General features: G+C 66.3%; 18 protein-coding genes and 1 pseudogene. 10 read left to right on the top strand and 9 right to left on the bottom strand.

What is annotated here, in order from left to right; genetic code table 11:
- Positions 1–690: 690 nt before the first annotated feature.
- Positions 691–927, bottom strand: coding sequence for a three-helix bundle dimerization domain-containing protein (locus VF106_RS42250; RefSeq protein ID WP_330845662.1), 237 nt, complete (start codon positions 925–927; stop codon positions 691–693).
- 91 nt (positions 928–1,018) lie between these two features.
- Entirely contained in the window at positions 1,019–2,191 is a 1,173-nt protein-coding gene (locus tag VF106_RS42245) for an AI-2E family transporter (RefSeq protein WP_330845661.1), read from the bottom strand.
- A 633-nt stretch (positions 2,192–2,824) separates the two neighbouring features.
- Here VF106_RS42245 and VF106_RS42240 point away from each other — a divergent pair.
- The 5 genes and pseudogenes from VF106_RS42240 to VF106_RS51070 all read left to right on the top strand — a co-directional run.
- Positions 2,825–3,409, top strand: coding sequence for a hypothetical protein (locus tag VF106_RS42240; protein WP_330845660.1), 585 nt, complete (start codon positions 2,825–2,827; stop codon positions 3,407–3,409).
- Positions 3,410–3,424: 15 nt separating this feature from the next.
- A complete protein-coding gene (locus VF106_RS42235; protein WP_330845659.1) occupies positions 3,425–3,892 on the top strand; it encodes a hypothetical protein in 468 nt (155 codons plus the stop codon).
- An 81-nt stretch (positions 3,893–3,973) separates the two neighbouring features.
- Positions 3,974–4,303 (top strand): DUF3040 domain-containing protein, encoded by a 330-nt coding sequence (locus VF106_RS42230; protein ID WP_330845658.1) that lies wholly within the window; start codon positions 3,974–3,976, stop codon positions 4,301–4,303.
- A 98-nt stretch (positions 4,304–4,401) separates the two neighbouring features.
- Entirely contained in the window at positions 4,402–5,052 is a 651-nt protein-coding gene (locus VF106_RS42225) for a DUF1206 domain-containing protein (protein ID WP_330845657.1), read from the top strand.
- A gap of 13 nt (positions 5,053–5,065) precedes the next feature.
- Positions 5,066–5,488 (top strand): annotated as a pseudogene (locus VF106_RS51070) (DUF1206 domain-containing protein); the annotation flags it as partial.
- A gap of 253 nt (positions 5,489–5,741) precedes the next feature.
- Here the strand turns inward: VF106_RS51070 and VF106_RS42220 are convergent.
- On the bottom strand, positions 5,742–6,512 hold the full coding sequence (locus VF106_RS42220; RefSeq protein WP_330845656.1) for a matrixin family metalloprotease: 771 nt from the start codon (positions 6,510–6,512) through the stop codon (positions 5,742–5,744).
- Between the two features lie 736 nt (positions 6,513–7,248).
- Between VF106_RS42220 and VF106_RS42215 the strand changes: the two genes are divergently transcribed.
- On the top strand, positions 7,249–7,758 hold the full coding sequence (locus VF106_RS42215; RefSeq protein ID WP_330845678.1) for a glycosyltransferase: 510 nt from the start codon (positions 7,249–7,251) through the stop codon (positions 7,756–7,758).
- Positions 7,751–8,089, top strand: a complete 339-nt coding sequence (locus VF106_RS42210; protein WP_330845655.1) for a hypothetical protein — start codon at positions 7,751–7,753, stop codon at positions 8,087–8,089. The genes VF106_RS42215 and VF106_RS42210 overlap by 8 nt, the downstream gene beginning before the upstream one ends.
- A gap of 10 nt (positions 8,090–8,099) precedes the next feature.
- On the opposite strand, the gene VF106_RS42205 is transcribed toward VF106_RS42210, so the two are convergent.
- The gene (locus VF106_RS42205; RefSeq protein ID WP_330845654.1) at positions 8,100–8,462 is read right to left on the bottom strand and encodes a response regulator; all 363 of its coding nucleotides are present in this window, start codon (positions 8,460–8,462) and stop codon (positions 8,100–8,102) included.
- A gap of 182 nt (positions 8,463–8,644) precedes the next feature.
- Here VF106_RS42205 and VF106_RS42200 point away from each other — a divergent pair, with 182 nt between their 5' ends.
- From VF106_RS42200 to VF106_RS42190, 3 genes are all read left to right on the top strand, one after another.
- Positions 8,645–8,983, top strand: a complete 339-nt coding sequence (locus tag VF106_RS42200) for a hypothetical protein (RefSeq protein WP_414639184.1) — start codon at positions 8,645–8,647, stop codon at positions 8,981–8,983.
- A 240-nt stretch (positions 8,984–9,223) separates the two neighbouring features.
- A complete protein-coding gene (locus tag VF106_RS42195) occupies positions 9,224–9,751 on the top strand; it encodes a WxL domain-containing protein (RefSeq protein ID WP_330845652.1) in 528 nt (175 codons plus the stop codon).
- Positions 9,752–9,781: 30 nt separating this feature from the next.
- A complete protein-coding gene (locus tag VF106_RS42190) occupies positions 9,782–10,849 on the top strand; it encodes a hypothetical protein (RefSeq protein ID WP_330845651.1) in 1,068 nt (355 codons plus the stop codon).
- A 98-nt stretch (positions 10,850–10,947) separates the two neighbouring features.
- On the opposite strand, the gene VF106_RS42185 is transcribed toward VF106_RS42190, so the two are convergent.
- The 5 genes from VF106_RS42185 to VF106_RS42165 all read right to left on the bottom strand — a co-directional run.
- A complete protein-coding gene (locus tag VF106_RS42185; RefSeq protein ID WP_330845650.1) occupies positions 10,948–12,354 on the bottom strand; it encodes an ATP-binding protein in 1,407 nt (468 codons plus the stop codon).
- A 231-nt stretch (positions 12,355–12,585) separates the two neighbouring features.
- Positions 12,586–13,146 carry a sensor histidine kinase gene (locus VF106_RS42180; RefSeq protein WP_330845649.1) on the bottom strand — a complete coding sequence of 187 codons (561 nt, stop codon included), beginning with the start codon at positions 13,144–13,146 and terminating at the stop codon, positions 12,586–12,588.
- A gap of 450 nt (positions 13,147–13,596) precedes the next feature.
- On the bottom strand, positions 13,597–13,746 hold the full coding sequence (locus VF106_RS42175) for a hypothetical protein (RefSeq protein ID WP_330845648.1): 150 nt from the start codon (positions 13,744–13,746) through the stop codon (positions 13,597–13,599).
- Between the two features lie 169 nt (positions 13,747–13,915).
- Entirely contained in the window at positions 13,916–14,281 is a 366-nt protein-coding gene (locus VF106_RS42170; RefSeq protein WP_330845647.1) for a hypothetical protein, read from the bottom strand.
- 176 nt (positions 14,282–14,457) lie between these two features.
- On the bottom strand, positions 14,458–14,740 hold a 283-nt coding region (locus VF106_RS42165; RefSeq protein WP_330845646.1), incomplete at its 5' end, for an integrase core domain-containing protein.

Below are 14,740 nucleotides of genomic sequence, written 5' to 3'. Positions count from 1 at the left end.
GCTTCCGGACAGCCCACCCCGGATACTCGAAGAAACGTCGTGAATGGACCGAAGGCTGAGGGGAAGAGGAAATCCCAGCTACGCGGACGCCCAGGCGGGCCGTACGCGGATGTCAGGTGGGATGGCTCGGGAGAACATGCCCGCGATCTCCTTGGCGCGTCGACATGCTCGACATGTTCTTCGCCAAGGTCCTGGGCGATGCCCGATCGCACCAGACCCGCTCCCGTCGAGCCACGATGGACTCGAGCGAACTCTGTGACCAGGTGCACCCTCAGCGTAGACCCCCACGAGACCGCCGAACAGGGCAGGGACGAGACCACTACCGCCAACCGCGACACACGGGCGCCGACAAAGGCCGGTCGAAACACTCCCGACGCGCGCTGGGTTTCCTGGCACCGCGATCCTCGTGGTCGCTGTGGTCGCTGCGGTTGGCCTGATCAGGCGGCTTCTGTCGCCATCGACTCGGTAGCCACCCAGTTGCGACTGGGTGGCGGCAACCGAGCGTCGTAGTGACCCACCACCATCTCCGCTGTGATGGGCGCGCGCGGCCGGCAGCGGCGGGATGGGTCGCGCCGGGTATCGGCGCCACCGGCCTGCTCAACCAGCCCACGTCGGCGCTGACCGAACCGACGTCGGCACTGCCACCGCTCCGTCCAGGATCGTGCCCCTTTGACAGTCCTCAGGGGTTTGTTACGGGCGTCGATGGAGACGACGGGCCGGGGTGCCGAGCCGAGTCCGCACCGAGCGCTCCACCAGGATGGGTACAAACGCGTGTATCCGGGCGTCGGCGAACCGGCCTCGTTCCTCGGCCATCACGTGGCGCACAGCGGCACCGCGTCTGGGGCCGTACTCGTCGAGCAACCGTGCTTCGATGTGGGCGTACTGGTCACCTCGGGCGGCGGCGTTCAGAGCGGGTATGTCATCCATGATCATCACCTTCCGGCAGTCATACGGTAGATCACCGGCCGACTGCTCCTCCGTGTAGCGCACGCTCTGTTTTGGACAGTGATGCCGTTGGTCACGTGGCGTTCGTGTCGTCCGGGCCGGCCGGTGGAGGTTGGTTGTGATCGTCGTGCAGGACGTCGATGGTTTCGGGTTCGGTGTGTTCTTCGTGTAGCAGCGATTTGATGCTGGCGTTGAGGACGGCGAGGAGTGGCACGGCGAGAAGGGCGCCCGCGATGCCGGCGGTGATCAGTCCAGCGGCGATGGCGAAGACAACGGCGAGGGGGTGCAGTCGTACGGCGCGGCCGAGTAGCAGGGGTTGGAGGATGTGGCTTTCGAGTTGGCTGACGCCAATGACGACGGCGAGCACGACGAGCGCGGCGATGAATCCGTTGGCGACCAGTGCGACGAGCACGGCGACGGTCCCGGCGAGGATGCCGCCGATGATGGGTACGAACGCGGCGAGGAACACCAGCGCGGACAGTGGGATGACCAGTGGGACGCCGATGATCGCGAGGCCGATGCCGATGCCGACCGCGTCCACGAGCGCGACCGCGGCGGTCGCCCGCACGTAGTTGACCAGCGCCGCGAACCCGCGCCGGCCGGCCACGTCGACCCGGTTGCGGACCCGGGCGGGCACGGCGCGGGTCATGAAGCGCCAGATGCCGGGGCCGTCGTGCAGGAAGAAGATGAGGATGAAGACGGTCAGCAGGAATCCGGTGAGGACTTCGCCGATCGTGGTCGCGGTGGTGATCGCGCCCTGGGTGATGGCGGCCTGGTTGTCCTGGATGGCGCCGATCGCGTCGTCGATGACACTCTGGATCTGCTCGGCACGCAGGTGCAGTGGCCCGGTGGTCAGCCAGTCCCGGATCTGGTCAAGGCTCGCCACAACCTGGGACTGGAGTAATGGGAGTCCGTTGACGAAAGTGATGATCACGAAGGTGAGCAGTCCACCGAGGACGGCGATGCCCGCGACCATCACGATCACCGTGGCGGCCCAGCGCGGTACGCCCCACCTGGCCAGTCGGTCGACACCAGGCGCCATCAGTGCGGCGAGCAGCAGCGCGATCGCCATCGGCACGATCAGCTGCGAGAAGAAGCCCGCGAGCCACACGATCACATACAGCGCGGCGATCACGACGATGAACCGCCACGCCAGCGCGGCGCTCACCCGCAGCCCGGTCGGCACCAGACCCGTCACGTCCCTGGTTGGTATTCGGGACGCGCGTGTCTCGTCGGACCCGCTCATCGGTCAACGCGCGGTCGCGAGCACCACATCTGTCCCTCACTCCGCCATTCTCACCGGGCAGCCAGACCTCCCCGAGGTCACCCGAGCTGCCCGGCCCAGCCTCGGATACCCCGACTGGACACCGCACAATCCCTGTTGCTGACAACGATTTCAGCGTCGTCAGCCCAACAGGCGCCATCGTGAAGCCACAACGATCGGGTGACCCAACAGAGTCGGAGACTGATTCTGACCCGCGCACGTGAGGGCCGGTTGCGTGCCCTTGTGGAGACCGTCGGTGCGGCGCATACTGACCTCGCGCCTGTGGTGGGCGCTGTCCCGGACCCCGGCAGTCGAATCGCAGAGTTCGACGACCGGAGAGGAATACCATCGCCGTACGGCAGCCTCTCCCACCGTGAGAGATTCCCTTTCCCCGCCAGGATCCGGCGGATCCGCGTCGTGCGCGACGTGGCCGGTTGGTTGGTCGCGAGCGCTGTCGCGTGGACCACACGGTGGTCCCGGGTTCCCGCGGGGAGTGTGCCGACGCGGTCGGCAGCACCGATGTGAACGCCCTGTTCTCCTGTGTTCAGGCCGGCACATCCACCTGGCTCAGCAAGATCTTCCTGTCGTGAAAGGACATGTGTGATGTCTACTGGCATGATCATTGGTGTAATCGTCGTTGTCGTCGTGGCGGCGTTGGTCGTCTGGCTGGTGGTGGCCCGGCTTCGGCGCCGACAACAGCTGCGGGACCGGTTCGGCCCTGAGTACGACAAAGCTGTGGACGACGGCCAGAACCGGCGGGCAGCCGAGCGGGAGCTCGGTGAGCGGGAGAAGCGTCACGAGCAGTTCGACATCACGCCGTTGTCGCCGACCGCGCGAGACGGTTACGCGCAGCAATGGGCGTTGATCCAGGCGAAGTTCGTCGACCGCCCCGATATCGCGGTGGCCGAGGCGGACCGGCTCGTGGTCGTGGTCATGGGTGAGCGCGGCTACCCGACCGAGGGCTACCAGCAACAGGTCACCGATCTGTCGGTCGAGCACGCCTCGACACTGGAGCATTACCGCAGCGCACACGACGTCAAAAGCCGGCATGACCAGAGCCAGGTGTCCACGGAGGAACTTCGGAAGGCGATGGTGCACTACCGGTTGCTGTTCGAGGACCTACTCGACGCCGACGTGGACAGCCGAACCGGCAACGTCGACAACGCCGGCCGCGGCGTGAACCCGAACCCTGGAACCTGAACTAGGAGCCATGGCATGCATCCCGACCAGAGAGCCGACAATCATCTCACCGATGACGGACCCGCGCCGAATGGAGCCGTTCCAGACGACATCCAACCGCGCACGGCGGACCTGACCGCCGGTCCCGATCACCATCACGACCGGCTCGTCGATGCCCCGCCGCTGCCGGTCGATGGCGATACGCCGCCCCCGGCGGTCGGGGACGACGAATCACCCGTGCAGCTGTTCCAGCCCGAGGCAGCCGAACGGTTCCGGGTCGAATGGCAGCGGCTCCAAAGCAGATTCGTCGACGACCCGAAGGACGCTGTGCAGGGCGCCGATCACCTCCTCGCCGAGGTACTGGAGTCACTGGCCGGGACATTCTCCGAACGCAAACACGAACTGGAAGGGCAGTGGCACGGCGAATCCGAGGCCCTGACCGAGGACCTGCGACTCGCCCTGCGCCGCTATCGGACGTTCTTCAACCAGCTTCTCGACGCCTGACCGCCCACCACGCCACCGCACACACCCAGAGCCCTCGGTGTGAGGGTTGGGATCGTTCATCGACACGATGGGAGGAGGGCTATGGAGTTGTCGCGGCGGGAAAAAGAGATCCTCGCCCAGATTGAGGACGAGTTCACCCCGAAGGAATCAGGCATGGCGGCGGCGCTGAACGCGGGGTCCGTCCGCGGTCTCCTGTCCTCGCACGTCGTGCGGACCTGGCGCCGGCTGCTGGGGCTGCTCGCCTTTGGGCTCGCCATGATCCCGATCGGCTTGCTGCTGTTCGGTCTCGGACCAGTCGGTGTGGGTGTCCTCACGCTAGGCATCGTCGCACCCTGGACCCTTCTGGCCGCCGCCTGCCTCGCCCGTGGCACAACCGGCGAGCAGCCACCAACCATCCCGCCGGCCGCGTGATCTCCGGCTGGGACCGGGCTACTGAAGTCTGTGCCGCTCTGGACCTTGGTGGCTGTCTGGAGATCTGGAGACAATGGGTGAACCGAGGTGCGAGTGTCATGGCGTCAATAGGTAGACAGGTCCGGCAGTGGTTCGGGGCCAAGTCCGTGGGGCGTGACGCGGCCTCAAGTCGTTGGCTGGAAGGACTCGCTCGTGGCAGGCTGGTGGCTCGCGGCGTCAACTATGCGCTGATCGGTGTGCTGGCCGTACAGATCGGGCTCGGCGCCGGAGGCGAGGAGGCCGACCGCGTTGGGGCGTTGCACGCGGTGGCCAAACACCCCGGTGGGACCGTCGCACTGTGGCTGCTCGCCGTGGGATTCGCGGGCCTGGCGATCTGGCGGCTCGCCGAGGCGGTCTACGGGCAGGCCGGCCCGGAAGGACGCAAGGCGACCAAACGGCTTGGCTCCCTTGCCCGGGCCCTGTTCTACGGGTTCGTGTGTGTCGGCGTGGTGAGTTTCCTGCTCGGTGCCAGCGTCCCGAGTTCCAGCAACAGCCAGTCGAAAGACATCATCGCCCGACTCATGGGCCATGCCGGTGGCCGCTGGCTAGTCGGTCTCGTCGGTCTCGTGGTGGTCGGGGTCAGCATCGCCATGATCGTCGGCGGCCTGCGACGGAAGTTCCTCAAGCAGCTGCGGACAGGGCAGATGAGCCCACGCACCGGACCGTCGTCGAAACCGTGGGCACCGTGGGAGTCGCCGCCCGCAGTGTAGTTTCGGTGTTGTCGGGGTGTTCCTGGTCATCGCCGCCGCCACGTTCGACGCGGCATCGGCGCAGGGACTCGACGGCGGACTGCGCAAATTCGCGACGACACCGTTCGGTCCATGGCTGCTCATCGCCGTCGCCCTGCCTTCGGCCCACACGCGGGCGCCGCCCTTCTCCTGGGCGACGATGAGGTTCTTCACGGTCGGGTTCTCTTGTGTGCGGCCAGTGCGGCATTGCCGATGCGGGGAGTCGAGTCGCTGCCGGTACCAGCGGCGGCCGGGCGTCGAGCAGGGCGTGGACGTTGAACGCCCAGTTGGGTGTATGGCGCGTGCTCCACCGAAGACCGCAGTCACGCACGGTCAGGACGGAGTGCCGACATTTGCGACCTGTCACGAGCGGGCATGGAGGCATTCGCTCGTCAACGGGGCACGTTCCTGTACGTGAGGGAATCATGCTTGTCCGCATGCGAACCTGACCTCGAGTATCTATGAGAACCAACAAGCCGATGGCGGTTTGGGTTTCTCACCAGTGAAGGAGGAAAGAGTTCACCTCGGTCAGTGCGTTCGTTTCGAAACCTCGGCCACATCCTGGAAATAAAGCCACAAAGCGACGCCTTCCGCATCCCCACCAGCAACCGCGCGGGCGCTGACCTCGATGGTCAGAGCCCCACGCGGTGACCCGGGGGTGGGGGTTGGTGTCAGCGGGTTCCGGTCAGTGACCTCATACCTAGCATGTCGCCGCTGCCGAGCAGTCGTTTGTGGGTGGTGCAGGCCATGGTGCGTGGGCTCATCGTCTGCCGGGAGTGCGTTGTCTGGTCGACGTGGGACAGGCCGGCGGTGTGGCCGCGTTCGTGTGCGACGACGGACTCGAGGTCGAAGCTGTCGACGCAGGCGGTCGGTACGGTGCCGGTGAACCACTTGTGGGTGGAGTTGAGCAGCATGTCCGAGGACACCACGGTGCCGGTGGAGGTCTTGTAGTAGGTGCAGGTGTAGGCGAGTGTGTTGGTCGGTAGGACACCCCAGCTGGTGACGTTGACACCGTCGTTGCCGGCGCAGGTCGCGGTGGCGCTGATCTGGGCGGCGCGGACGGCGGATCCCTGGTAGGCGTGGGTCAACGGCAGTCCTGCGCGGGTCCCGCACCGGTTGTAGCCGCCGATCAGGTTCGCTGTCGCCCGGTAGATGGCCGTGGCCGCTGTCGAACCGATTGCGGCCGGCGCGTTGGCCGGGTTGTAGGACCAGGTGTATGTGCCGGACAGGCGCCACTTCTCTAAGACGTAGGCGGTGTCCGTGCAATCGAGGCTTGCGTTCGTCACGGTGGCCGCGGTCGCGGCCGTCATCGGGGTGGCCAGGATGGCTTCGCCGACAACGGTGATGTCATCGGCCGGAGCCGAGTTGAGAACCGGTGTGGCGACGACGAAGGCGCCGGCGATCAGTGAGGCCGTGGTCAGACAGATGGTGCCTTTGCGCATGGCGGGTGTCCTTACCAAGTGGGGGTGGTTGTGTCACCAACACTCCGTGTGGACAGTTGCATTACCCGGCGTGAGGACGGTGCGTTTCGGTAGCAGCCAACGGACTCAGCGCGACGGCGCCGACCGGGTGCACAGTGGCCGAGTACTCCCGGCAGCACTTTGTGATCATGGTCGTCGTTGTCGATCTTGTGTTGCCTGATGGCGACCTCGAGCCGACGCTCTCGGACTCCCGAGAGGCGCCGGCTTGTTCGTAGGCGCGTTGGTGTTGGCCTAGCCGGGCGAGTTCATCTGGCCAGGTCCGGCACGCTGCCTGGGGTGATGTCTCCGGCTGGGGCCAGCGGTTCACCGTAGGGGTGTAGGTGCGTAGCTGTCCGATCCTCCGGCCGGGATCCTTCGCCACCGGAGTTGTTCGCGACTCGGACGATGTCCCGGGGACGCGCGCGAACGGGCCCGGACCAACGAGCGTGCTCGGCTTTGCGCGGGTCGCCCGATAGAGGGATGTGGAGCGGCGATGGTAGGACAGCAGGTCCGTCAACCGGTCGGGGTTCCCGGCCGCCTGCGCGGCGGCGTTCGGGATCGGGGAGGTGGTGGTGCAGTTCGCGACGATCACCGTGTCCAGGTCGTCCGGCGTGAGCCCGGCGGTCGCGATGGCGGGAGGTGCACGCCGCGGCGAAACGTCTGCGCCCCGCCACCACGTTGACGGTCGTCGGGCCCGGCGGAACCAGCGACCTGACCGCTGTCGACCCGGCAGTCGAAACCGATCCGTCCGTGTGCCTGCTCGGGGAGAGCGACCACGTCGAGAAGGTACTCAGCGGCGCCGACGTGCTCCTGCTGCCCTCGCATTCGCGAAGGCCTGCCCACAGTGGTCCTGGAGGCGTTGGCGGCCGGCGTGCCGGTGCTGGCCTCGGACCTGCCCGGCGTTCGGGGCCTCGCCAGGGAGGTGTACGGGCTCACCCCGCTCCCGCTGAGTGCCGGGCCCGAGGTGTGGGCACGCACCGCGCTGGCACTGGCCGGGCGTGCCATCGGCGGTGTGATCCGGCTCGGTGAATGGATCATGAACAACTGCCGGTCCTCGGGCCCGCTCGGCGGTATCTCCGCGGGCTTCGACCGTGTGGGTACACGGATCGGCTGGGTCAGCACTACGCAGAACGCCGACCTGGTCGCCCCTGTTCACCCAACTGGCCGCGCGGACCGGCGAGCAGACCTTCACCGGTGTCACGGTGTCCTCCCAGTCCCACATGGTTGACCCGAGCGTCCCCATCGAACCCGGCCTGTCGGCACCCGACCCGGACGCCGTTGGGCTCGCAGGCACCGCCCAGTACGCCACCGCGTTGCACCACTCCCCGCTCGGCGCGCTGGAACACTATCGGCGGATGCAGACCCTGCTTGCCGCCCAGGTCACGCTCGGTGAGGGCCAGACCGTTGCTGGCCGGCCGCTTCCCCCCGACGGTGCCGTGCTCGCCGCCACCAGCCCTCTGCATGCCGGGTATGTGATCTCGGAGGTACTTTCCTGCGGCGCACGTCGCTGCCACCGCCTGCTATGTGCTCGCCGCCACGGGACCAACCCGCTGCGCTGATCCCGCGAGCTCAGTGCGCCTGCCGGTCGGCGTTGAGTGCCGTGCGGACGGCCCGCCGTAGTGCCGCGCCGGTGAACGGCTTGGCCAGCACTGTGACGTCGGAGGGCATGACGCCCTCGTCGTTGATCAACGGCGCGGCATAGCCGGACATGTACGACACCCGAGTGTTCGGGCGGTACTCGGCGAAGTGGGTGGCGAGTACCGAGCCGTTCATGAGCGGCATGACGAGATCGGTGAGCAGCAGGTCGATGGGCTGCGGCAGTGACCGCGCGAGTTCGATGGCCTCGGCGCCGGAGTTGGCCGCCACGGTCTGGTATCCCACCGCGCGCAGGAGTTCCTCGGCGATCTCGCAGATCGCTCGCTCGTCGTCCACGACGACGACGTCTCGGTGCCCGCGCAGCCGTCGTCGGGCTCATCGGTCATGGTGTGCTGGATCGCCTCATCGGTCGCCGGCAGGTACACGTGGACGGTGGTGCCCTGGTCGGGTTCGGACTGGACGTCGATCCGACCACCGACCTGCCGGATGTTGCTGTGCACGGTGGCCAGGCCGGGCCGGTGCCCGCGCCCGCCGTCTTCGTGGTGAAGAACGGCTCGAATGCCAGCGCGAGCACTGCCAGCGGCATGCCTCTGCCGGTGTCGGTCACGCTGAGCGGCACGAACCGCTCGATCGCCGGCTCGGCCGACTTGTCTCGAACGTTCCTCGGCGGCTTCGCGGACCCGGGCGGCTGCGAGAGTTCGGCCAGGTTGGTGGTGCGGATTGTCACCGAGCCCGCGTACTGCATGGCGTCCCTGGCATTCATCGCACTGTCCAGTTTGGGCAAGGTGCGCGATGCCAGTGGTAGCGCGTCGCCCAGGTGGGGTGCACCCGACCTGCTACTGCCAGTACTCGCGTGATGACGTATAGTCCTAGTAGGAGCCCACGCGAAGCCCGCACACGAAGCGGGAATGGATCGCGGTCCGCTCCACAGGGAACAGGAGCCTGAGTCAGGGACTCCGCCCGTTGACCGTCATCCGCAGTTTCCTCCTTCGGCGCGAGTCCGTGCCGCTGCTGTGAGTGTCAGGTTGCTCTGGGGTTGTTTCACCAGCAGAAGCAATCGCGACTGCTCCGTTTCGACGCTTCGATAAGGCAGCAACATGCGAAAGATCATGGTCATTGTCCCCGTCGTATCCAGTGCGGCGCTCGTTCTCCTCGTCGGCGGGACCGCGAACGCGGCCGACACCATCACAACCTTCACACTCACCGCGGGTGAGTTCACGATCAGCGCACCGACCGGAACCGTTGCCCTGGGCACCGCGACGGCCAAGGCGACGGCCCAGACCGTGGGACCGTTCTCCCTGGGCGATGTCACGGTGACCGATGCACGCGGCGGTGTCCTGGGATGGACGGCGTCGGCCATCTCCAGCGCTTTCACCGGCGGCAGTGGTTTGGCGCCCACGGCGATCACCTACACCCCGCCCGTGGCCACGGTGACCCCGACCGGTCTCGCCGTCCTTGCCGCCCCCACGGCAAAAACCGACCTGACCGCTGTCACTGCGGTTCAGGTCGCCAGTACGGTCACCGGGCCCCACACGGCCGTGTGGAACCCCACCCTCACCTTCGCGGTGCCGGCGGGCGCCATAGCCGGCACCTACACTGCCACGTTGACCCACTCGGTCGCATGACCCACACCACGGATCGCGCAGGACGCCACCGTGCGTAACGTCGTTCTCGCCGTACTGCTGGTGGCCCCGGCTTTCGCCGCAGCCACCAGCACCGCGTCCGCCAGCACCACCGCCGCGGTCACCGTGTCCGCCGCCTCGGCTGTGCTGACGGCACCGCCCCCAGGTGTGGACGGTGGTCAGGGAGGGGTGAGCGTGGGCCTGGTAGATGCACCCACCGCCACCCGCGACGACCCCCGTGCCCGGCAGTACATCGTGGATCACCTGCCGCCGGGATCGGTCATCCATCGCCGCATCGAGGTATCCAACACCACCCTCGATCCCATGCACATCGCGATGTACGCGGCGGCCGCCGGCATCGCGGACGGAACGTTCCTCGGCGCCCCCGGGCACACCGCGAACGACCTGTCGTCGTGGACGACGCTCGACGAGAACGGTGTCGACCTCCCTCCCGGCGCCAAAACCACGGTCGTGGTCACCGTCGCGGTGCCGACCGACGCCGCCCCAGGCGAGCAGTACGCCGCAATATGGGCCGAAGTCAACGCGCCCCACGGCGTGGGAGTCAACCTGGTCAACCGGATCGGAATCCGGATCTACCTCTCCGTGGGCCCTGGCAACGCCCCGGCATCCAACTTCACCATCGACTCCCTCACCGCGCAACGCGCCCCCGACCGCCATCCGGTGGTCGCCGCCCAGGTCCACAACACCGGCGGCCGCGCGCTGGACATGTCCGGAACGCTGTCACTGTCCGACGGACCAGGATCGCTGAACGCCGGCCCGTTTCCCGCACAACTCGGCAGCACCCTGGCACCAGGCCAGTCCGCAACCGTGACGATCGACCTCAACCAGCAACTCCCGGACGGCCCATGGACCGCCGACCTCACCCTCAACAGCGGCCTGATCCAGCAGAACGCCCACGCCCGCATCCAGTTCCCACCCGATCCCGGCACCAGCCCCGTCACCCCGATCGCCGCACAGCCGCCAGCGGTTCCACTGTGGATCCTGATCGGCTCTCTGATCCTATTGACAATCTTGGCGATCGCAGGCCTCGCCGTCGTTGTCCACCGGCGCCGCGCACGTCGCAAAACCGCCCAGCACTGATCGATATCGAGACCGCACGCGCGATCGCCGCCACTGTCGCCGCCGCACGCCCCGGTGGATCGCGACCGGCGCGGTCTCGGTGCGTTCGGCGGCGTTGGTCAAGGGCTGGGAGGTGCGCTGTCTGGGGTCAGGCGGGGTTCGTCTTGGACGGTCGTGAATCCCCGGAAATGGCCGTTGAGGACCTGCCCGGCGGTGGCCAGGAGGTCGGCCTCGGAGAACGGCTTTTCCACGAGGGCCACGCCAGGTTCGAGCCTGCCCTGGGAGGCGAGGACAGGGCGGGCGTAGCCGGACATGAAGATCACTTCGATCTCCGGTTTGATCAGCCGAATGTTCTCCGCGATCTCCTTGCCGAGCATGTGCGGCATGACGACGTCGGTGATCAGCAGGTGGATCTCGCCCGAGTGGCTGCCGGCGAGGTCGAGGGCCTCCGGGCCGTTCGCGGCGGTGATCACGTTGTATCCGTTGCGGGTGAGGATCCGTCTGGTGACCTCACGCAGGGCTTCCTCGTCCTCGACGACCAGGACGGTTTCTCCCTTGGGCACCCGCTGATACGGAATCGGCTTTGCCACCGGGGCGGCTGCTGCTTCCGCGGTGGCCGGCAGGGTGATGGTGAAGGTGGTGCCGGTGCCGGGTTCGGAGTAAATCCGGATGGTCCCGTCGACCTGGGTGAGGATGCCGTAGACGGTGGCCAGACCGAGCCCGGTTCCGCCGCTGTCCTGCTTGGTGGTGAAGAACGGCTCGAATACGTGCTGGACGACTTCGGCGGGCATCCCAATGCCGGTGTCGCTGACGCGCAGCCGCACGTTGCGGCCCTGCCGTGCCTTGGACCCCCCGGCGATCCTGTCGGCGTCCACGGTGATGTTGCCGGTATCGATGGTCAGCGTCCCGCCGTCGGGCATGGCATCACGGGCGTTGACCGCGAGGTTCACCAACACCTGCTCCAACTGGCCGGGATCGGCCAGGACCGGCCACAGGTCACCGGCGAGCGAGGTGACAAGCTCGATGTGCTCGCCCAGGGTCCGGCGCAGCATTTCCTCCACCGCGGTGATCACGGTGTCGAGGTCGAGCACCTGCGGCCGGATGACGTCGCGCCGCGCGAAGACAAGCAACTGGTGGGTGAGCCCGGCCGCACGTTGCGCGGCTTTCTTGATCTGCGCGAGGTCAGCGCTGGCCGTTTCCAGGTGCGGGGCTGGGTCCGAGCCGGCCGCCGCGGCGTCGAGTTCCTCGGCGACGAAGGAGACGTAGTTGAGGATCACGGCGAGCAGGTTGTTGAAGTCGTGCGCGACACCTCCGGCGAGCTGGCCGAGGCTCTCCAGACGCTGCGCCTGCGCCTGCGAATGGTGATCCTTTCGCTCCAGACTGTCCCTGTCTTCACGGCGCCCGGCGTTGGCACTCACCTCCAACCGCTCCAGAGCATCCCGATCCTCACGACGCCCAGCATCGGCACTCACCTCCAACCGCTCCAGAGCATCCCGGTCCTCACGACGTCCGGCGTTGGCGGTCACTTCGGAGCGTTCCAGAGCATCCCGATCCTTTCGGCGTTCAACGGCGGTCGCCCCTACACGGGCCTGCCGCTCGACCGCGGCCTGCGCGTTCGCTGTCGGCTTTGTCATGTGAATCATCTCCGTGCTTTGGCTGAAAGGCGCTGGCTATCCGTGACAGGCATGTCGATCGCGATGCCCGTCGGGCGACGTGGGACCTTTTCGCTGGATCCCTGCCTGGATATCCACCCAAAATCACGAACTTCGACGTTTCCGTTGGGTTCCGCGAGTGGAAATCGCGTCGTGGGCGTTGACGGCGAGGTTGAGCAGCGCTCGTTCCAGTGACACCGGGTCCACCAGGACCGGGTGTGGCTCGCCATTGGAGTCCAGGACAACCTGGATGTGCTTTTCCACGGTCTGCTGCAACAGTTCGACCACGCTGGTGATCACATTGTCGAGGTCCGTGACATCCGTCCGCGTCACCTGATGGTCTTCGAATGACATCAGTTGGTTGGTCAAACCTCTCCCGCGTCGTGCGGCGGTGAGGATCTTCTCCAGGTCGGCCGAAGCGTTCGGAAGGTGAGCACAACCGTCGCGCTGTGCCGCGTTGATGTCCTCGGCGACAAAGGCGCTGAAACCGGTGATAACGGTAAGAATATTGTTGATGTCGTGCGCGACCCTGCCAGCAAGCTTGCCCAGGCTTTCCGACCGTTGGACCTGGGCGCCTGCCACGTCCTCTCGAACACCGGATCCATGCAAATCTGGTTCGTTCTGGAACGTCTCGACATGGTGCCACTGGCTTACCATGGTCATCACTCATCCGCTCCAGGGCGGATCACCTGATGGTTCACGACCCCACTTTTACATTTTACGTTACTCGACCAGAGCGCGGGCTTTAGGCGAACAAACTCACACAAAAGAGTGGAAATCGCGTTATCACCTGGTTCTGGTTACCGTGGCCATCGAACGACCTGCTCACCGAGGCCGCGTCACATCGACCGCACCCTCGTCATGACCGACTGCGGGCATGCGTGCCGAAGCCAACCGACGACAACTTCCACACCGACAGACAAGACCACTGCACACGCCTGCGGACACGCTGATCACCGATACCGCCACCACGGCCGAGATGCCACGGGAGCTCGCCGGTCACCACCGCAACTCGGGCAGCCCCAGCACATCTGGTGCAAACAGCTGCTCGATGCCGAGGACGCCCTCACGATCACGCACCATGGCATCCGTCGCGCCTACTCTGCGGTACACGGGTCAGATGCCCACGCCCTGCCCGACGAACAGCGCTTCCATGGCTCTGGACGTATGCATCGCTATGAAGACCAGCGGTAGCGCCAGCGCCTTGGCCATCGCGAAGAGGAATACCGTGTGCAGGACGTCCTCGGAAGGCTTGGTCCAACTCATGTCAAGTCCATGATCACAAATCTCCTGGTGTGTCGGGGTGGATCGGGCATGGACCGAACATTGCCGTCGTCGGGGTGTACGTGTGGCTCCACACCGACAGGACCCTCGGGCCCGGTTCGTCGATCGAGACACCTTCAAGGTTGACGGTGTGGGGTTGCGTCGAGCGGTGTCAAAGCGGTGCGGTTCGGTTGCCCTCGATGCTGGGTTGCTTCCCGCCGTAGGTGCCGCCGGTTCCCCGTTCGAGCACGATGGTGATGTAAGTGCTGACGTCGTTGGCGGGGACGGCGCCGATAGCGGTGTAGAGCTTGACCGATGTCGCGACCGGGCTGGTCGAGCTGATCTGGATGCAGTTGATGCCGGTTGCGCCCGGTGTCGCGTTGGCGACCGAGAACAACGGCCCGGTGCTGTCATCGGCCAGGTTCAGGGTGGTGGCCGAGACACCGTTGCCGGTGTTCGATGTGGTGTCGGAGAAGGCCGCGTCAGACGCCTGCCAGACGACGCCGCTGCTCAGCAGCAGGCCGGCAACCACGGGCACCGCCCATCCAACACCTGGCCCCAGCTTCCTCATCCCGCTGTCTCCCATCGAACACGGCCAGGGCCACAGCCGCACACAACGTGTCCACGGCATCCACAGTGGACCGCGACATCGAAAGGCAATCAACGCGCCGTTCGGTGTGCCCTGAGCTTCCCCCCGAACCGTGGAGGACTCCTCTATGCGGCTCGGTTGGCCGCACTGGTCTCGTAGTCGATCGGGGATTGCATGCCACAGGAACTGTGACGACGTCGTCGATCGTAGAAGTCAACAACCCATTTGACAATAACTCGCTGTGCTTCATCTCGGGTTGTGAAATGATGTCGCGACAATACCTCGTGCTCGATGGTAGAAAAGAACGATTCGGCCGCCGCGTTGTCGAAACACGACCCCGTCCTGCCCATCGACTGCCGAATATTGAGCTTGTCGCAGAGGGTGGTGAAGGTGTGGGCGGTGTAGGTC

This window comes from Actinophytocola sp. (assembly GCF_036378875.1).
Classification (GTDB): Bacteria; Actinomycetota; Actinomycetes; order Mycobacteriales; family Pseudonocardiaceae; genus Actinophytocola.
Note: the sequence above shows the minus strand (reverse complement) of the source record. Positions and strands in the feature narration are given on the sequence as shown.